The organism is Rhodococcus sp. Leaf278, assembly GCF_001426085.1.
GTDB lineage: Bacteria > Actinomycetota > Actinomycetes > Mycobacteriales > Mycobacteriaceae > Rhodococcoides.
Map to the genome: position 1 here is coordinate 155,244 of NZ_LMRR01000012.1, position 18,187 is coordinate 173,430.

General features: G+C 65.4%; 16 protein-coding genes. 12 read left to right on the forward strand and 4 right to left on the reverse strand.

Annotated features, from left to right (window positions below; all coding sequences use genetic code 11):
• The first annotated feature begins 24 nt into the window (after positions 1–24).
• The gene (locus ASG84_RS13460; protein WP_057477546.1) at positions 25–1,197 is read left to right on the forward strand and encodes a THUMP-like domain-containing protein; all 1,173 of its coding nucleotides are present in this window, start codon (positions 25–27) and stop codon (positions 1,195–1,197) included.
• Here ASG84_RS13460 and ASG84_RS13465 read toward each other — a convergent pair.
• Complete coding sequence (locus tag ASG84_RS13465) at positions 1,185–2,507, reverse strand: outer membrane protein assembly factor BamB family protein (protein ID WP_057477547.1); 1,323 nt, start codon at positions 2,505–2,507, stop codon at positions 1,185–1,187. The two genes, ASG84_RS13460 and ASG84_RS13465, sit on opposite strands and share 13 nt — an antisense overlap.
• Before the next feature lie 148 nt (positions 2,508–2,655).
• Between ASG84_RS13465 and ASG84_RS13470 the strand changes: the two genes are divergently transcribed.
• Positions 2,656–3,417, forward strand: a complete 762-nt coding sequence (locus ASG84_RS13470) for an acyltransferase (protein ID WP_057477548.1) — start codon at positions 2,656–2,658, stop codon at positions 3,415–3,417.
• Positions 3,418–3,474: 57 nt separating this feature from the next.
• Here ASG84_RS13470 and ASG84_RS13475 read toward each other — a convergent pair whose 3' ends face one another.
• The 3 genes from ASG84_RS13475 to ASG84_RS13485 are packed head-to-tail and all read right to left on the reverse strand — an operon-like array spanning position 3,475 to position 7,063.
• Positions 3,475–4,722, reverse strand: a complete 1,248-nt coding sequence (locus ASG84_RS13475; RefSeq protein ID WP_057477549.1) for a glycosyltransferase family 4 protein — start codon at positions 4,720–4,722, stop codon at positions 3,475–3,477.
• Positions 4,719–6,251 (reverse strand): 1,4-alpha-glucan branching protein domain-containing protein, encoded by a 1,533-nt coding sequence (locus ASG84_RS13480; RefSeq protein WP_057477764.1) that lies wholly within the window; start codon positions 6,249–6,251, stop codon positions 4,719–4,721. Before ASG84_RS13480 ends, ASG84_RS13475 begins: the two co-directional genes overlap by 4 nt.
• A 23-nt stretch (positions 6,252–6,274) precedes the next feature.
• On the reverse strand, positions 6,275–7,063 hold the full coding sequence (locus tag ASG84_RS13485; protein ID WP_082520971.1) for a class I SAM-dependent methyltransferase: 789 nt from the start codon (positions 7,061–7,063) through the stop codon (positions 6,275–6,277).
• A 220-nt stretch (positions 7,064–7,283) separates the two neighbouring features.
• On the opposite strand from ASG84_RS13485, the gene ASG84_RS13490 reads away from it, so the two are divergent.
• The 10 genes from ASG84_RS13490 (at position 7,284) to ligA (ending at position 18,178) form a co-directional block, all read left to right on the forward strand.
• Positions 7,284–8,084, forward strand: coding sequence for an electron transfer flavoprotein subunit beta/FixA family protein (locus tag ASG84_RS13490; protein ID WP_057477551.1), 801 nt, complete (start codon positions 7,284–7,286; stop codon positions 8,082–8,084).
• 42 nt (positions 8,085–8,126) lie between these two features.
• A complete protein-coding gene (locus ASG84_RS13495; RefSeq protein WP_057477552.1) occupies positions 8,127–9,083 on the forward strand; it encodes an electron transfer flavoprotein subunit alpha/FixB family protein in 957 nt (318 codons plus the stop codon).
• 148 nt (positions 9,084–9,231) lie between these two features.
• Positions 9,232–10,050 carry a GNAT family N-acetyltransferase gene (locus ASG84_RS13500; RefSeq protein WP_057477553.1) on the forward strand — a complete coding sequence of 273 codons (819 nt, stop codon included), beginning with the start codon at positions 9,232–9,234 and terminating at the stop codon, positions 10,048–10,050.
• A complete protein-coding gene (locus tag ASG84_RS13505; RefSeq protein WP_057477554.1) occupies positions 10,047–10,976 on the forward strand; it encodes a lysophospholipid acyltransferase family protein in 930 nt (309 codons plus the stop codon). Before ASG84_RS13500 ends, ASG84_RS13505 begins: the two co-directional genes overlap by 4 nt.
• Before the next feature lie 83 nt (positions 10,977–11,059).
• Positions 11,060–12,298 carry a cysteine desulfurase family protein gene (locus ASG84_RS13510; RefSeq protein ID WP_057477555.1) on the forward strand — a complete coding sequence of 413 codons (1,239 nt, stop codon included), beginning with the start codon at positions 11,060–11,062 and terminating at the stop codon, positions 12,296–12,298.
• A complete protein-coding gene (mnmA, locus tag ASG84_RS13515; protein WP_057477556.1) occupies positions 12,298–13,386 on the forward strand; it encodes a tRNA 2-thiouridine(34) synthase MnmA in 1,089 nt (362 codons plus the stop codon). The genes ASG84_RS13510 and mnmA overlap by 1 nt, the downstream gene beginning before the upstream one ends.
• On the forward strand, positions 13,383–14,402 hold the full coding sequence (locus tag ASG84_RS13520; RefSeq protein WP_057477557.1) for a methionine synthase: 1,020 nt from the start codon (positions 13,383–13,385) through the stop codon (positions 14,400–14,402). Before mnmA ends, ASG84_RS13520 begins: the two co-directional genes overlap by 4 nt.
• Positions 14,403–14,535: 133 nt before the next feature.
• Positions 14,536–15,723, forward strand: a complete 1,188-nt coding sequence (locus ASG84_RS13525; protein WP_057477558.1) for a GGDEF domain-containing protein — start codon at positions 14,536–14,538, stop codon at positions 15,721–15,723.
• Positions 15,724–15,789: 66 nt separating this feature from the next.
• Positions 15,790–15,972, forward strand: a complete 183-nt coding sequence (locus ASG84_RS13530) for a hypothetical protein (protein ID WP_032378171.1) — start codon at positions 15,790–15,792, stop codon at positions 15,970–15,972.
• Positions 15,973–16,027: 55 nt separating this feature from the next.
• A complete protein-coding gene (gene ligA / locus ASG84_RS13535) occupies positions 16,028–18,178 on the forward strand; it encodes an NAD-dependent DNA ligase LigA (RefSeq protein WP_057477559.1) in 2,151 nt (716 codons plus the stop codon).
• Positions 18,179–18,187: the final 9 nt, after the last annotated feature.

Consider the following 18,187-nt stretch of genomic DNA (forward strand, 5'->3'; position numbering starts at 1 on the left):
CACACCCCGCGCTCGAGTCCGCTAGTGGGCTACGACTTCACCGGCACCGACCTCGACTTCCTAGGAAGCGAGGCCGGTGCCGGAGCTCTTGCTGTGGTCGAGGGTCTCGAGCTGAACGCTCGAACCTCGGTGCGCGACACCGCCTTCGTGCGCACCCGGTTCCCCGATCACGCGAGCGCCCTGATCGAAACCGTCACGGTCCGTCGCAAGGCCCGAGTGAAATTGTTCGGCTCCGATCATTGGCTGGTGACCGACGACGCCGTCCAGCAAGCCACTCCGACGCTCGTGGCGCGCAGGCGTGCCGCGCGGCTGGCCGGCCGTCGAGTACACGATGTGACCTGCTCCATCGGCAGTGAACTGGCGGTGCTGGTCGGGTCGGCCGAGTTGGCGGTGGGGAGTGATCTGGATCCGATCCGGCTTCGGATGGCCGCACACAACGTCCCGGGTGCAACCCTGCTGCAGGCCGACGCACTGACACCGACGACGCGGGGGACCGTCGTCGTTGCTGATCCCGGCCGACGAGCGGGCGGGCGGCGACGCCATGATCCGGCAGCGCTGCAACCTCCGTTACCGGATTTGTTCGACGCCTATCGTGGCCGAGATCTGGTGGTCAAATGTGCTCCCGGTCTCGATTTCGATACCCTCGAATGGCCCGGCGAGATCGAGGTGGTCTCGCTCGACGGGGGAGTGCGCGAAGCGTGCCTCTGGTCGGAAGGGCTCAGCGAGAGGGGCATTCGGCGTCGAGCGGCAGTTCTTCGATCCGACGGCAGTGCACTGGACATCACCGATTCCGAATCCGACGACATTCCGGTTCGGCCGCCGGGGCGATACATCGTCGACCCCGACGGGGCGGTGGTCAGGGCGGGCCTGGTTCGTCACTACGGTGCCAGATTCGGTCTGTGGCAACTCGATCCGAGAATCGCATACTTGACGGGGGATACGGTACCGGCGGGGGTACGCGGCTTTCGGATACTGGAGCAGTCCAAGTTCTCCGAGAAAGTGCTTCGGCAGCAACTGAATCGGCTGGATTGCGGCTCGGTCGAAATTCTCGTGCGCGGGGTCGACGTGGATCCGGCGATATTGCGACCCAAGCTCAAGCTTCGTGGAACCGTCGCGCTCTCGGTGGTGATCACGCGCATCGATCGGTCCGCGGTGTCTTTCGTCTGCGCTCCCGGCGCGATCGATCAGCCGGTGTAGGTGAAGATTTCACCCAGGTAGCTGGCGGTGACCACCTGTCCGTCCGGCCCGATCGACGTACCGACCGTGGAGCCGACGACGTCGGGAACAGGCTGAGAGTCCACCGTCTCGCCGGTTGCGGAGTCGAAGGTGATCAGCGCCAGTCCGTCGCCGTCGCGGACGACGGTATGGCCGCGGCCGTCTGCGGATTGCGCTGCGGCTCCGGCCTGTTCGATATCGTCGCGCACCCACTTCCGCTCGACGGAATCACCGTTGTCACGCAATCCGATCAAGGTGCCGTCGCCCCCCGCAGGGACGATCGTGCCGTCCGAGGCGATCGACGGGGAGGCGCCGACGCCGATTCCGGTGCCCTCGGTCCACTTCTGCCGGCCGTCGGCGGTGTCGAATGCGGTCAATCGGCCGTCGACGTCGGCCACGTAGACCGTCGACCCGTCGTCGGACAACACCGGAGACGACGCGACTCCTGCGGGCAACAGGTCCGAGGACCATCGTTCGGTCAGCCCGGGGGAGCCGTCTCGGTCGTACTGCAGTGAGACGAGTTGCGGCGCAATCGAACCCGGACGCCACAGGGTGAGGTAGATCGTTCCGGTTGCGGCGTCGACCGCTGGTGCGGCGGGGACGAGGCATTCCGACCCTCCCGCACTGCATGCGTCGAGCCCGGTGTCGACCGGTTGAAAATCGGAGTTCGGATCGGTGAGAAAGTTCGGCGTGGGAACGAGGTCGAGGATGGGCACTCGAAGCTGCCCGTTCTGTGTGTCCAGAACGCTGATCTGACCCATCTGGGTCACCGAGAGCAGGCTCCCGTCTCCGAGGAACTGAGCGGACTTCGGTACCCCGTACGCCGGTGTCCGCCAACGAAGTTGCCCATGGTCGTTGTACGAGTTCATGCCGCCGTCGTCACCGATGTAGGTGTTGATCGCGGAGTCGACGGTAGGCGTTGCGGTCACGACCGAAGGCCCGACGCGGTTGCACCAACGCTTGCGAGCGGAGTCGATCTCGAAGGAGAAGAGGTTGCACCCGGACTCGGTGGCGGCCGTGACGAACATCTGACCCGTCGAGCCGATGGACACCGGAGAGCTCACGGTGCCGCCGGTGGGCCGGGTCCAGTCCAACGCGAGAGGCGAATCAACCGATACTGCGGTCGATCCACTGTTGTGCGCGTTCGCGTGCGCCGCAGGCCACGAATCGGGTGAGAGCGGTTCGATGGCGGTGGTGTCGGAACTGCAGCCGCTCAGGGTCACCAGCACAATCGCAGCAGCGAACGCAGTGACCTTTCTGCCGGTCCTGCCCTGGGCACTGCCGCCGTGCATCGATCGCTCCCCATCAGTTCATTCGTGCCCGACGCGGTGCCGGGGCGTCCTGTTCTCCTGCGCCGACGAGCAACAGTCGACAGGCAACACTAGCCCGCCGACGGGTGCCGGCAGAGAGCGGGCGAACGAGAAACTAGGGTGATCGTCCATGACGAGTATGTGGAACGCGCCGCTGCGGACACGCTGGCGCGGGTCGAGACGACGCGACACCGAGCAGGCGCGTTTCCTCACGCGTGCGTCCCTCGATTGGGTGCTCGCGAACAAGGCGTACACACCCTGGTATCTCGTGCGGTACTACCGATTGGCGAAGTTCAAGCTGGCCAATCCGCACGTCATTCTCAAGGGGATGGTGTTCCTCGGCAAGAACGTCGAGATCCACTCCACCCCCGAGCTCTCGCGACTCGAGATCGGGCGTTGGGTACACATCGGCGACGGTAATGCGATTCGTTGCCACGAGGGTTCGCTGCGGATCGGTGACAAGGTGGTGTTCGGCAAGGACAACGTCGTCAACACCTACCTCGATATCGAGATCGGTGCTTCGACGCTGGTGGCCGACTGGTGCTACATCTGCGATTTCGATCATCGAATGGACGATGTGAACATGCCCATCAAGGATCAGGGAATCGTGAAGGGGCCGGTGCGAATAGGGCCGGACACCTGGATCGCCGCCAAGGTGACGATTCTGCGCGAGACCAGGATCGGCCGGGGCTGCGTGCTCGGTGCCCATGCCGTGGTCAAGGGCGAGATCCCCGATTACAGCATCGCCGTAGGTGCCCCGGCCAAGGTCGTCCGCAACCGCAAGGACGCGTGGGAAGCCGGTGCGGCAGACCGCGCGAAATACATTGCTGCGCTGGAGGATATTGCGCGCAAGAAGGCCCTCGGGCAGGCCGAGGCCGCGCGGGAGAGCTGACACCGAGGTGAGCGGAACTTCGTAGCCCTTTACGAAGTTTCGTGCACGTCGGGTGGCTCAGGTACGGCCGGGGAGGGCGCGTTCGACGATGTGCGGACGGCCCAGCGGGTGGCGAACTTTGCGCTTGGCTTCCAGGTAGACCCGGGCTGTCGATTCGGCAACGTGTTTCCAGTCGAAGTCCACGGTGAGGCGTTCTCTGGCCGCTACCGCCCGTTCCTGCGCGGCGTCGGCGTTGTCGAGCACCTTCCGCACGGCCGCGGCCAGCCCGGCGACGTCCGCCGGCGCGAACGACAGGCCGGTGACACCGTCGACGATTGCTTCGCCGAGTCCGCCCGCGGTGGACGCGACCAGCGGTGTGCCAGCGGCGGCGGCCTCGAGGGCGATGATGCCGAACGGTTCGTATCGACTGGGCAGGACGATGGCGTCGGCTCCGTGCAGCCAACCGAGCAATTCGGTGTGGTCCAGGTTGCCCAGAAACGACACTGCGCGGCTCACCCGGTGCGTGCGCGCCAGCCCGGCCAACCACGCGAACTGCGTTCCCTCACCGGCGATGTGCAGGGTGGTACCCGGGTGGCTCCGCCGGATACGAGGGAGCGCGGCGATGGCGTCCTGGATGCCCTTCTCGTATTCCAGCCGACCCACGTAGAGCAGCTTCGCGGGCTCGGATCGGGGCTCCCGTCTGCGAAAGCTCCACGTGGAACCGTCGATTCCGTTGTGAATGACCGAAACCGCCGACTCGGTCACACCGAACAACGCGGTCACCTCGTCTTTCATCGACGCCGAGCAGGTGATGACCGCATCCGAGTCGTTCGCCAGCCACCATTCGACGGAATGCACCTGACGGTTCACCCGACCGGAGATCCAGCCGCTGTGACGTCCGGCCTCGGTGGCGTGGATGGTCGAGACGAGAGGTACGTCGTAGAACTCGGCCAGGGCGATGGCGGGGTGCGCAACGAGCCAGTCGTGGGCGTGGACGACGTCGGGCTGCCAGCCCTCGCCGAGTCCGGGTTTCGCCAGCGCAACACCGGCCCGGACCATCGCGTGTCCCATCGCGAGGGTCCATGCGAGCATGTCTTCTCCGAAGACGAAGTGAGCCGGGTCCTCCGCGACGGCAACCACGAGAACGCCGTCCTCGATGTGATGCGAGGTCGGGTGGGTTGCAGCGTCGGTGCCGGTGGGTCGACGCGACAGGACGACGACCTCGTGCCCGCAGCGGACCAGTTCGGTCGCCAGGTGATGAACGTGCCGACCGAGTCCACCGACCACCACCGGAGGGTATTCCCACGACACCATCAGGATCTTCATCGTTGCCCCCCTGCAGATCCGAGCTCGCTGCCACGGTGCGCACCGGGTAGGCGGCGCGCGTCCAACGCGGGGAACAACCCGTCCGCGCGGTTCCACTGCTCCGCCAGTTCGGTCGCCCGGGTTGCCGACCCGCCGACGGCCGCAGCAGCGATCTCGCGCAGAGCGTGCGCGTGGACGTGCGCACGTTCCCGCGCATAACCGGCGGCGGAGTCCTTGCTGACCATGAAAGCCCAGTCGCTGGCCACGGCCATCAGTGTCTCACGCAGGATCTGATCGCTGACCCGATTGCGCAGTTCGGGCCCACCGTTTCGGCGTCGGTCCTCGCGGGCGGCATCGACTGCATCGAGTGCGGTTCGCGAGACCTCGGAGTTCAGCTTCACCAGGTCGGCGACATCGTTTCCTGCCCACACCCGCCAGTCCTTGCCCGATCCCCACGACGAATCCTGCAGCTCCAGCGGTGCACCGACGTACCCCTGCTCGCGCGCATCGTTCAGCGTTCCGACGGTGATTCCGGCGGCCGGGAGTGCGCGCATGAGCTTGTCCAACCACTGAGGACCCTCGTGCCACCAGTGACCGAACAGCTCGGTGTCGAATGCAGCCACGACCAGAGCGTCTCGGCCGATCCGGTCGGATTCCGAGACCAGGCGTCGGCGAACCACCTCCACGAAGTCTGCGACGTGGCGATCCACGGTTGCCGCAGCCCGTTCGGGGTCGTAGGGGGCCTTGTCGTTCGAGGCGACCGTGCGGCCGGTGACTCGGGCGGGTTTGAGTCCTGTGTCGTGATCGTAGGTGTGAAAATCCCGATAGGCACCGTGGCCCGGATAACCCGATTTGGGGGACCAGACGCGATAGCTGACCGGAAGATCTCGACCGAACGCGACGACGTCGGAACCCCATACGGGCCTGCCGAGAGAGGTGTCACCGCGCATCGCGGGGCCGTCGACCATGAAGTGCGAGACCCCGGCCGCCGCGTATTCGGATTCCATCCCGGGGGTGAAGCCGCATTCCGGTGCCCAGATGCCCGAAGGAGCGGTACCCCAGCGTGCGCGGGCGTCCAACAGGCCCTCTCGGAGAGAGAATTCACGCAGACGCGGATGGAGCAGCGGTTGGAACGGGTGCGCGAGCGGGCCGCCCAGCAGCTCCACCGTCCCGGCGTCGAGCAGCGGCCGAAGCACTGCCGATCCGCCGTGCCGCCAGCGTGTCTCGAACTGTTCGAGGGCAGCTGCGGCACCTCGGTGTTCGCGAACGGACAGTTCTCGATCGCGGGCCTCGTGGGCGCGCAGTTGCCAATTCCCGAGCCAATGATGCATACCCGACAGGCAGTGTGGATCGTCGAGCTGGGCCGCGAGGACCGGAGTGACTCCCAGCGACAGCACGTCGGTGTGGCCGTCGTCGGCCAAGCGTTCCAGAGCTGCGGTCAGCGGGAGGTAGCAGTCGGCCCAGGATTGGTACAGCCATTCCTCGCCGACGGGCCACCTGCCGTGATTGGCCAACCAGGGAAGGTGGGAGTGCAGCACCAGAGAGAACATGCCCGGCACGGTGGTGCCGGATGTCACCCGATCACCGCACTCGAACTCTTCCGAGCGACGGCCACGAGGTCGAGGCTCTCGTCGATGCGGTCGGCGGCGATCTCGAAGTCGTCGATCGTGATCGCCGCGACGTCCTCGGCAAGCTCGGTCGGCCACGGCTCGCCTGCCAGAGCCCGTTCGATCTGTGCGTCGATGAAGGAGCCACCGTGTTTGACATCGAGGGCGGCCAATGTGCTGCCGTGACGGACACCGGTGAGTCGGTCCACCTCGAGGCGGGCGTCGACGAGAAGTTCGGTCAGCTCGGCGGCGTCGAGTTCGCGGGTGTGGAACGGGTTGAGCGGTGTGTCGCGGCCCGGCGAGAACGTGATCCGGTTGGGTGTGCTGATCAAGAGCGTGCCGCCGGGCTTGAGAACACGATGCACTTCGGCGAGGAACGCGCCCTGGTCCCAGAGATGCTCGATCACCTGGAAGTTGACCACGACGTCGACGCTGGAATCGGCGAACGGAAGGCGGTCGAGGTTGCCCCGCAACATGCTCACCCGGGGGTAGCGTGCACGCACGTGCGAGGCTGCAGAGGCGTCGTAGTCGAGACCGATGACATGTGTTGCAACATCGGCAATCATGTTGGCTCCGTAGCCTTCTCCCGATCCTGCCTCGAGTACGGTGCAGTCGCGACACTGCTCGACCAGGGCTCGGTAGACCACCTCGTGTCGGCGGAACCAATAGTTCTCCTCGGCGATACCCGGCACTGTTCGCTCGCCGGTGAGGGGGAGTGGATCCGGTACCGGTGCCTGAGCCGAAGAATCGTTCACCGACGGAAGGTTAGTGGAGGCGTGGGAGAGGTAAGCCAACGTGGTCTCCGTAACAGTCGGAGCGCAGATGTATGGTCGGACGGACGGGAAGGTAAGTTACCCATGAGTAACTACGGTGAGGTAACCTCGTCTCAGGCCGTAGAACTGCACCACCAGAACTGCACGAACCGTTAGAACACTCACGATCAGCAGAACATGACCAGGAGGTCGACGCAGACCCATGACGAACATCGTTGTTTTGATCAAGCAGGTTCCAGACACGTGGTCCGAGCGCAAGCTCACCGACGGTGACTACACCCTCGATCGCGAGGCCGCCGACGCCGTCCTCGACGAGATCAACGAGCGGGCCGTCGAAGAGGCGCTGCTCATCAAGGAAGCTCAGGGAGGTGAGGTCAAGGTTCTGTCCGCAGGACCCGATCGCGCCACCGATGCAATTCGCAAGGCTCTGTCGATGGGTGCCGACAGCGCAGTGCACCTCAACGACCCGAGCCTGCACGGCTCCGACGCCATCCAGACCGGGTACGCCCTGGCTGCGGCGCTGGGCAACGTCGCATTCGAGAACGACGAACCGGCCGATCTCATCATCGCCGGCAACGAGGCCACCGACGGACGGACCGGCGCTGTCCCCGCGATCATTGCCGAATACCTGCAGATCCCGGCGCTGACGCAGATGCGCAAGCTCACCGTCGCCGACGGCAAGGTCTCCGGCGAGCGCGAGACAGACGAGGGCATCTTCGGCCTCGAAGCCACGTTGCCCGCCATCGTGAGCGTCACCGAGAAGATCAACGAGCCACGGTTCCCGTCCTTCAAGGGCATCATGGCCGCCAAGAAGAAGACGGTGCAGACCATCACGCTGGCCGACATCGGTGTCGAAGACGGCATCGTGGGTGTCGACAATGCCGGCACGACGGTGACCTCGTCGACCCCCAAGCCTCCGAAGACTGCCGGCGAGCGGCTCACCGACGAGGGCGACGGCGGCGACAAGATCGCCACCTACCTCGTAGGCCAGAAGATCATCTGATCCCGCCCCACCGAGCAATCGAAGACAAACGAGGAGCAAGTCATGGCAGAAGTACTCGTGCTCGTGGAGCACGTCGAGGGAACACTGAAGAAGGTCAGCTCCGAGCTGATCACCGCCGCACGCGCACTGGGTGAACCGTCCGCGGTCGTCACCGGCCCGGTCGGCACCACCGACAAGGTCGCCGACGCCCTGGCCGAAGCCGGTGCCGAGAAGATCTACGCCGCCGAGTCCGACGACGTGGACGGTTTCCTTGTCACGCCGAAGGTCGACGTCCTGTCGTCCCTCGCCGAGTCGGTCTCGCCTGCGGCGATCATCACCGCGGCGACGATCGAGGGCAAGGAAGTTGCCGGCCGCCTCGCCGCCCGTCTGGGCTCGGGCTACCACAACGACGTCGTCGCGATCAACGGCGACGGCAGTGCCGTCTACTCCATCTTCGGTGGTGCGTTCACCGTCGAGGCCAAGGCAAACGGCGACGTCCCGGTCCTCTCGCTGCGTCCCGGCGCAGTCGAGGCCGAGCCGAAGGCCGGAGCAGGAACTCGCGAAACCGTCGAGGTGCCGGCGCAGGAAGACGGCACCGTCAAGGTCACCTCGCGTGACCCGATCGTGGGCGGCGACCGTCCGGAGCTCACCGAGGCGACGGTCGTCGTCTCCGGCGGACGTGGCGTCGGCAGTGCCGACAAGTTCTCGGTTGTCGAGCAGCTCGCCGATTCGCTCGGTGCCGCAGTCGGTGCTTCGCGCGCTGCCGTCGACTCCGGGTACTACCCGGGCCAGTTCCAGGTGGGCCAGACGGGTAAGACCGTTTCCCCGCAGCTGTACGTTGCGCTCGGCATTTCCGGAGCCATCCAGCACCGCGCCGGAATGCAGACCTCGAAGACCATCGTCGCAGTGAACAAGGACGAAGAGGCTCCCATCTTCGAGATCGCCGACTACGGCATCGTCGGCGACCTGTTCAACGTCGCGCCGCAGCTGACCGACGCAGTCAAGAAGCACAAGGGATAGCGACCCGTCGCTGCTCCACGAGAAGGCCCTCACCGCGTCGACGGTGGGGGCCTTCTCCGGTGAGGCGGGCAACCTTGTTCATGCAAACTCTTCCGACACGTTCCCCCGTCGACGCCCGGTAGTCTTCCTGGCTCGTTAGACACACCTCATGACCACTTCCGTCATGAGCTCGACTGCATCGATCGTCCCGGCCACCGACCGCTACTCACTCGTGTTGTCCACCGACCCGGAGCACCGGCTCGCGGCGCAGCGTCTGCGCCACGACGTGTTCGCGTCCGAGCCGGGATTTGCTGTACCCACCGACCCCGACGGCCTCGACGCCGATCGGTTCGACGAATTCTGTGATCACCTTCTCGTCCGCGACCAGTGGACCGACACGTTCGTCGGCTGTTACCGCATGTTGCCGCCACCGGCTGCGGTGGCCGCGGGCGGCTATTACACGGCAACCGAATTCGACATCTCCGCACTCGATCCCGTAGGTATGAACATCGTCGAAATGGGAAGAGCTGCAGTGCATCCCGACCACAGATCCGGGTCGGTCCTCGGCCTGATGTGGGCGGGAATCCTGCATTACCTCGACGTGACGGGGTACGAGTGGGTGATGGGCTGCGTATCGGTTCCCATGCAGTCGGCCCCGGGCGAACCGATCGGTGCCAACGTTCGCAATGTCCGAGACCGCCTGTTGGACAAGCATGCAACGGCGCCCGATCGGCGGGTTCGGCCCTACGCTCCGGTCGTCGTCGACGGAGTCGACCTTGTCGATATCGCACCCGCGAAGCGAACGGCCATGCCGCCGTTGTTGAACGGATACCTCCGACTCGGGGCCTCCATCTGCGGTGAGCCGGCGCACGACCCCGACTTCGGGGTGGCGGATTTCGTCGCGTTGCTCGGGCTGCACGAGGCCAATACCCGCTACCTCGATCGGTTGCGCTCGGCCGCAACGACATTCGAGTCGGGTGCTCGATGACGCAACCGGTTGTGCACGCTCACGCGTGGATGCCGTCGTCGCCGTGCAGCGACGGCTGTCTACCCAAGAATCCGCCGACAGTGGGACGGATCGTTCTTGCCCTCCGGATCGTGCTGGCACTGATTGCGTTCGGAGTGCTGCCGGTGCTGGTCGTCCTCGGAGTGCCCTTTCCCGGGGTTCGCCGTTCGCTGACCCGGATCGGTGCTCGCACCCTGCTGTTCGCCATCGGTATCGACCTGACCGTGCTCGATGCTCGCTCCGATCGGGAAAGATCCAGAACTGCCGCCGGTGCACTGCACGTTGCGGGACACATCTCCTGGACCGACGTCGTGGTGCTCACCGCGGTACAGCCGTCGACCTTCGTCGCGCGTGCCGACCTGGTGGACTGGCCGCTGCTCGGCCACCTCGCGCGGGCCATGAAGGTGCTCCCCATCGATCGCGCTCGGCTGCGAGAGCTGCCCGGCGTCGTCGACCAGGTGGCCGAGCGGGTTCGAGCAGGCGGATCGGTCGTCGTGTTCCCCGAGGCCACCACCTGGTGTGGGCGGGCCTACGGCTCGCTGCGGCCGGCGTTGTTACAGGCGGCCATCGATTCCGAAACCTGGGTGCAGCCGATCCGGTTGCGGTACCTCGATGGGACGGGAGAGCAGACCACGGCGACCTGCTTCGTCGGCGACGAGACCATCGGCGCGTCCATCGGCCGGATCTTTCGACTCGGAGGACTGCGGGCAGAAGTGGAGTTCACGGCACCCGAGGCACCCGGCAGCGACCGTCGCGACCTCGCTCGCCGCTGTGAGGTGGCGATTCGTCGCGACGCCGGAGTGGAGCCCGCGGAACGACCCCGGAAGGACGTGTACGACCCCACGGTGCACGAGGTGATGACAGAAGCCGAGCGCAGCCCGAGTGCCCCGACGGTTGCGGCAGCCTGACCGAGGCGTCGACCGACGTGAGTGCGGACCCGCCTCGCGCAGGTAGGTCCGCACTCCGGGCAGCGGGTATCGTCTAGCCTGTTATGCCTTCTGTGCGCAGTACGACTGCTACCGTCCCGTCTCGGCCACCGGTGTACCTCGATCACGCAGCAACGACCCCGATGTTGCCGAGCGCGATCGAGGCGATGAACTCTGTGTTCACCACGGTCGGCAATGCGTCCTCGCTGCACACGTCCGGCCGATCGGCCCGCCGGCGAGTGGAGGAGTCCCGCGAATCGATAGCCGCAGACCTCGGCGCACGCCCGTCCGAAGTGATCTTCACCTCCGGGGGCACCGAAAGTGACAACCTCGCCGTCAAGGGAATCTTCGCAGCTCGTCGAGACTCCGACGCCAACCTGACCAGAATCATCGCCAGCTCCGTCGAACATCACGCGGTGCTCGACGCGGTGGAGTGGCTCGTTGCGCACGAGGGTGCGAGTGTCACGTGGCTCCCGGTGGATGCCGACGGCCGAGTGACTCCGGACGTACTGCGCGCCGAACTCGCCCTGCACGCAGACGAGACCGCCTTGGTCACGATCATGTGGGCCAACAACGAAATCGGTACCATCATGCCGATCACCGAGTTGGCCGGCGTCGCTGCCGAGTACGGCGTCCCGATGCACAGCGACGCGATTCAGGCCGTGCCGCATCTGCCCGTCGGTTTCGCGGACAGCGGCCTGTCTGCGCTGAGCATCGCCGCACACAAGTTCGGCGGACCCCAGGGCGTCGGCGCTCTGCTGCTGGGTCGTCAGGTTGCGTGCGTTCCCTTGTTCCACGGCGGTGGCCACGAGCGAGACGTACGTTCTGGCACTCCGGACACCGCGGGCGTCGTCGCGATGGCGGCTGCGCTGAGGTCGACCACACAGAATGCGTCTCGTCACCGTGCCGAGCTGAGTGCATTGCGTGATCGGCTGATCGCAGGAATTCGAGACATCGTTCCGGACGTCATCCTCAATGGTCCCGAGGGTGACGACCGGCTGGCGGGAAACGTCCATTTCACATTTCCCGGCTGTGAGGGCGATTCTCTGTTGATGCTGCTCGACGCAGCGGGAATAGAATGCTCGACGGGCTCCGCGTGTACCGCGGGCGTGGCCAGTGCCAGTCATGTGCTGATCGCGCTCGGCCTCGATCCCGGCGTCGCTCGTGGATCGTTGCGGTTCTCCCTTGGGGCCGGATCGTCCGATACAGACATCACCACTGTGCTTGCGGCCCTGCCGCAGGTCGTCGAACGTGCTCGTGCCGCCGGATTGGCCGGCGTCGGAGCTCGAGGAGGAAATCGCTGATGCGTGTTCTGGCTGCTATGAGCGGGGGAGTCGACTCGGCGGTGGCCGCGGCTCGTGCCGTGGACGAAGGCCACGATGTCGTCGGCGTGCACCTGGCACTGTCTACCGCTCCCGGTGCGCTTCGCACCGGTTCGCGCGGCTGCTGCTCGAAAGAGGACGCCGGTGACGCTCGTCGGGCCGCCGACGTACTCGGAATACCCTTCTACGTCTGGGACTTCGCCGATCGCTTCAAAGAAGACGTCATCGACGACTTCGTGGCGTCGTATGCAGCGGGTGAAACTCCCAACCCGTGCCTCCGGTGCAACGAGAAGATCAAGTTCTCCGCGCTGGCAGACCGCGCTCTTGCGCTGGGCTTCGACGCCGTCGCTACCGGACATTATGCCCAGCTACACGACGGAGTGCTACGCCGAGCCGTGGACGCGGACAAGGACCAGTCCTACGTCTTGGCCGTGCTGAACCAGGGCCAACTCTCGCGTGCGATGTTCCCTATCGGCGACACTCCGAAGTCCGAGATTCGCGAGGAGGCAGCCGAGCGCGGGCTGGCCGTCGCGGACAAGCCGGACAGCCATGACATCTGCTTCATCCCCTCGGGGGACACCCGCGCCTTCCTCGGCGCGCACATCGGAGTGCGCCCGGGCAAGGTCGTCGACTCCGACACCGGAGTCGAATTGGCCGACCACGACGGTGTGCACGGTTTCACCATCGGACAACGCAAAGGGCTCGGAGTCGAAGGGCCTGCCGCCGACGGCCGTCCGCGCTACGTCACTTCGATCGAGCCCGACAGCGGTACCGTCATGGTCGGTTCCGCTCAGAAGCTCGATGTCTGGGCCATCAGCGGAGACCGAGCGGTGTGGACCGAAGGCGTTGCCCCGACCGGTCCTATCGAGTGCATCGTCCAGGTTCGCGCGCACGGCGGGCTGACCGAGGCCGTCGCCGAGGCGGTGGGCGACGGGGTGGAGATCCAGTTGCGCGCTCCACTCACCGGAGTGGCCAAGGGGCAGGCAGCGGTGTTGTACCGCAAGGACATTCACGGAGACATTGTCATCGGTAGCTCGACCATCTCGGGCACGCGATCCGAGCGCGAGTGACCGAGAGCACTTTCGCAGGGCTCGCCACCGGCATCGGTTCCTGGCCGGGCATCGACATTCGTGAAGCTGCCGCCATCGTTCTCGGTGAGTTCGACGAGTTACCGCACATCGTCGAACTGCCCGCACGCGGACTCGGTGCCGACACGATAGGGCGCACCGGAGCCATCATGGTCGACGTGGAACTCGACGTACGTACGTCCGGATACCGAGTCGTACCGCGTCCGATGCTTGCCGGTCGTCGGGCAAACGATTTTCTGGCCGAGGACCTCGATGTGCTCGAGGAACTGTGGGAGGTCTCGGGGCTTCGGGGCAGCGGCCGCACGATCAAGGTCCAGGCCGCGGGACCGTTCACGATGGCAGCTCAGGTCGAACTTCGGCACGGGCATCGGGCGTTGACCGACCGCGGTGCCGTCCGGCACTTCACCGAAGCCCTCGGTGAGGGACTGCGGCTGCACTGCGCGGAAGTGGCGCGTCGGCTCGGCGTCGACGTCGTGGTTCAGCTCGACGAACCCAGCCTCGCAGCCGTTCTGGCCGGGAGCCTGACGGGAATCACCGGGCTCGATACAGTGCGTCCGGTCCCCGAACCGGACGCACTGGAACTGCTCGACGTCCTCATGGAGACCGTTGCACTCCCAGTTGTGGTGCACTGCTGCGATTCCGACGTCCCCTTCGATCTGCTTCGCCGTTCACGAGCCGCTGCGGTCGCCGTGGATGCGGCCGGACTGCGCCGCACCGACTTCGACGGGATCGGCGAGTTGCTTCAAACAGGAAAGACGCTGATGCTCGGCTTGATTCCAGCGCAAGACCCCGAGCGGCCCAGGGGTTGGCGGGAACTGGCGGAGCCGGGCGTGACCTTGATCGATCGCCTCGGGTTCGATCGTTCGGTGCTCGCCTCCCAGATCTCGGTGACGCCCAGTTGCGGTCTGGCCGGCAGCACGCCGGAGTGGGCCCGTCGCGCAACAGGACTCGCCCGCGACGTGGCCGCGGCATTCGCCGACTCTCCCGATTCGTTGTGAGATAACACAGTCGCCTCGGGTGACCGTGCACAGACTCCATGGCCTCGAGCCCCACGAGTATTGGGACGTCGAACAGGTGTGACACTATTCACAGGGCCGTCGGGGGTCTATCGAATCGGTGGGAGTTCGGAACATGGCATCAGGCGGTCGCGACTTCGATGAGGTCGCCTCCATCCGACGTTCCGGCAGACACCGCCGAGGTGTGCTGGCCAAACTCGCTGCCGCCACCTCCGACTGGTACCGAGCGCCGCACGATTTCGAGTGGATTCTGAACCACAGATCCACCCGCCCGCTGACCGGAATCATTCGCGCAGTTTTCGGCACGGCAACGATGATGTACGCCCTGACGTCGATCCTGATGCTCTTCAGTGACCTGGGGCCGCGCGGAACGACTGCGATCGGCTGGGTCGCGCTGGTGCTCGCGATCCAGGTGGCCGTCGCCGCTCGGTGTGTGCTCGGGCCGATCCCGGGAAAGAAGTGGTTCATCGGCTTTCTCGCCTTCGGCGACATCCTCACGACCTCGGTGTTGATTCTGTACGACCCCATCGCCTCACTCATCGGAACAGTGCTGTTCGCCATCACGGGCGCGTTGTGCACCTATTTCCTGAGTCCACGCCTGCTGGTGGCGCACCTGGTGTGGACCGCAACGTTCATCGTCGGGTTCGGCATTCGCACCTTCGTGACGGTGATGCACGACGGTGTGGGATACATCGACGGGCCCGCTGTCGCGACCGCCACGGTGGTGTTGCTCCTGGCAACCGTAGGCGTGCCGGTGTTCGCTCAGGTTGCGTGGACCACGCTGTCCAACGATGCCAAGCGTTCCGTCCTCGATCCACTGACCGGGGTGTACAACCGTCGAGGCATCGACAGCGAACTGTTGGATCTGTGGCAGCAGGCCCAGAAGCGAGAATTGTCGATGGCATTCCTGGTCGTCGACATCGACAAGTTCAAATCCGTCAACGACCGATTCGGGCACAGCCGCGGCGACGATGTGATCGTTCGAGTCGCCGACCGACTGCGCCGCTTGGTTCGGCACCAGGGTGGAGTGCTCGCCCGAACCGGTGGCGAAGAATTTCTCGTCGCGCTGGCCGGTGACGCGCGGGCAATGGTCGATCTCGGCTTCGACATCGTCCGGGTGCTCTGCGACGCGCGTGACGACATCCCCGTCACCGTCAGTGTCGGAATGGCTTTGCTCCGCGACGACTCGGCTCTGTGGGACGTGGGAACATCGGTGGTCGGGAGAGCGGCGCGTACGGCGGACGCCGCCATGTACCGGTCCAAGCAGTCCGGCGGAAACAGTCTGGTGATCGACGAGATCTGAGTTCGCACTGTGCCCGTGGCTCGGTGCGCCGGCGTGCTCGCCCGAGGCCTCTGCGATGATCGTCGGATGTATCGACTTTCGGATGCTCAACGACGCGGACTGCCTGCCGGAGTGCTGCTGTCTGTGATGGCGTCCGTGCTCGGCGGCATCTACTCCGACTCCTTCGTGACAGGTTTCGCACTGACTGCCGGTATCTGCGCGGTGGCGCTCGTGGCCGCGACGCTGTTGCTGGGACTGATGGGTCGCTGATCGCAGGGTGTCGGCCGATGGGTCACTGTCGGTGGGGTCGGATAATCTTCGAGACGTGCCCGAGCCGACCGAATTACCCGCAGGAACCGACGACAGCGCAGGGACAGTCGGTGTAGAACTCGATGCTGCATCCTCTGCCGATCGCGAGCGATGGCAGACGCTGGCCGAGGAAGTGCGCGGCCACCAATTCCGCTACTACGTTCGTGATTCGCCCATCGTGTCCGACGGCGAATTCGATGCTCTGCTGCGTGAGCTCAACGACCTGGAAGAGGCACACCCGGATCTACGGACCGCGGACTCGCCGACCCAACTCGTCGGAGGCGGCTTCGCGACGGAATTCACCGCCGTGGACCATCTGGAACGAATGCTGAGCCTGGACAACGTGTTCGACCACGACGAGCTCCGTGCCTGGGCAAAACGAGTCGAGACCGAAGCGGGGCCGGATCTGCACTACCTGTGCGAGGTCAAGATCGACGGCGTCGCACTGAATCTGGTCTACGAGAACGGAACTCTCGTTCGTGGTGCCACCCGCGGCGACGGACGTACCGGCGAGGACGTGACCCTCAACGCCCGCACCATCGACGACATCCCGGACACCTTGACGGGCAGTGCGGAGTACCCGGTGCCGGAAGTGCTGGAAGTGCGCGGCGAGGTCTTCTTCCGCCTCGAGGATTTCCAGGCCCTCAACGCCTCTCTCGTGGAGGAGGGCAAACCCCCGTTCGCCAATCCGCGGAACTCCGCGGCAGGGTCGCTGCGACAGAAGAATCCGGCCGTGACCTCCAAGCGGCGTCTGGGAATGATCTGCCACGGGTTCGGGCGCATGGTGGGCTTCACCCCGGATTCGCAATGGCACGCCTACCAGGCACTCGAAGCGTGGGGCTTGCCGATCTCCACGCACACCACCCGGGTGCGGGGGATCGAGGAGGTCGTCGAGAAGGTCGTCTACTGGGACCAGCACCGCCACGACGTCGAACACGAGATCGACGGTCTGGTGGTCAAGATCGACGAGATGTCGCTGCATCGGCGTCTGGGAACTACCTCCAGGGCACCGAGGTGGGCGATCGCCTACAAGTACCCACCCGAGGAGGTCACCACGACTCTGCTCGACATTCGGGTCAGCGTGGGCAGGACGGGCCGAGTGACCCCGTTCGCGTACATGACTCCGGTTCTCGTCGCCGGTTCGACGGTGTCGTTGGCAACTCTGCACAACGCCTCCGAGGTCAAGCGTAAGGGCGTGTTGATCGGCGACACGGTGACCATCCGCAAGGCCGGCGAGGTCATTCCGGAGGTTCTCGGACCTGTCGTCGACGCCAGGACCGGTGACGAGACCGAATTCGTCATGCCCACCGAATGCCCGGAGTGCTCGACGCCACTGGCCCCGGCCAAGGAGGGGGACGCAGACCTACGGTGCCCCAACTCGCAGTTCTGCCCGGCGCAACGGCGCGAGCGGGTGTTCTTCGTGGCCGAGCGGCAGCGATTCGATATCGAAGGACTGGGATACGAGGCAGCATCGGACCTGTTGACCACCGGTGCGATCGAGGACGAGGGCGATCTGTTCTCGCTCACCGAAACGGACTTGATGAAGACGGCGATCTTCCGTACCAAATCGGGGGCGCTCTCGGCCACCGGTCGCAAGCTGCTCGACAACTTGGCCGTAGCGAAGAACCAGCCACTCTGGCGCGTCCTGGTCAGCCTGTCCATCCGGCACGTGGGGCCATCGGCTGCCCGTGCATTGGCCGGAGAGTTCGGCAGTCTCGAACGCATCGAGGCGGCATCGGTCGAGGAACTGTCTGCGGTCGATGGAGTAGGCGGCACCATCGCAGCCGCTGTGTCGGAATGGTTCGACGTCGACTGGCATCGAGCCATCGTCGACAAATGGCGGGCCGCCGGTGTGCGGATGGAAGACGAGCGCGATGCCTCCATAGAGCGAAATCTCGAAGGGCTGTCGATCGTCGTCACCGGCTCGCTGACCTCGTATTCACGTGACGAGGCAAAAGAGGCGATCCTGCTCCGAGGCGGGAAGGCGGCGGGTTCGGTGTCGAAGAAGACTGCGTTCGTCGTCGTCGGCGAGTCCCCGGGTTCCAAGCACGACAAGGCGATCGAACTCGGTGTACCGGTACTGGACGAGGCGGGATTCACTCGGTTGTTGACCGAAGGGCCCCAGGCGGTGGCACCAGCGGACACCGAACCTGCATCGGACGACTGACCCGAAGCG

Bases quoted from the DNA above. Each gene is read 5' to 3' on its own strand.
- ASG84_RS13470 (WP_057477548.1), top strand. From the start codon at position 2,656: ATGACGAGTATGTGGAACGCGCCGCTGCGGACACGCTGGCGCGGGTCG.
- mnmA (WP_057477556.1), top strand. From the start codon at position 12,298: ATGCGTGTTCTGGCTGCTATGAGCGGGGGAGTCGACTCGGCGGTGGCC.
- ASG84_RS13530 (WP_032378171.1), top strand. From the start codon at position 15,790: ATGTATCGACTTTCGGATGCTCAACGACGCGGACTGCCTGCCGGAGTG.
- ASG84_RS13475 (WP_057477549.1), bottom strand. From the start codon at position 4,722: ATGAAGATCCTGATGGTGTCGTGGGAATACCCTCCGGTGGTGGTCGGT.
- ASG84_RS13490 (WP_057477551.1), top strand. From the start codon at position 7,284: ATGACGAACATCGTTGTTTTGATCAAGCAGGTTCCAGACACGTGGTCC.
- ASG84_RS13495 (WP_057477552.1), top strand. From the start codon at position 8,127: ATGGCAGAAGTACTCGTGCTCGTGGAGCACGTCGAGGGAACACTGAAG.
- ASG84_RS13525 (WP_057477558.1), top strand. From the start codon at position 14,536: ATGGCATCAGGCGGTCGCGACTTCGATGAGGTCGCCTCCATCCGACGT.
- ASG84_RS13500 (WP_057477553.1), top strand. From the start codon at position 9,232: ATGACCACTTCCGTCATGAGCTCGACTGCATCGATCGTCCCGGCCACC.
- ASG84_RS13505 (WP_057477554.1), top strand. From the start codon at position 10,047: ATGACGCAACCGGTTGTGCACGCTCACGCGTGGATGCCGTCGTCGCCG.
- ASG84_RS13510 (WP_057477555.1), top strand. From the start codon at position 11,060: ATGCCTTCTGTGCGCAGTACGACTGCTACCGTCCCGTCTCGGCCACCG.
- ASG84_RS13465 (WP_057477547.1), bottom strand. From the start codon at position 2,507: ATGCACGGCGGCAGTGCCCAGGGCAGGACCGGCAGAAAGGTCACTGCG.
- ASG84_RS13480 (WP_057477764.1), bottom strand. From the start codon at position 6,251: ATGTTCTCTCTGGTGCTGCACTCCCACCTTCCCTGGTTGGCCAATCAC.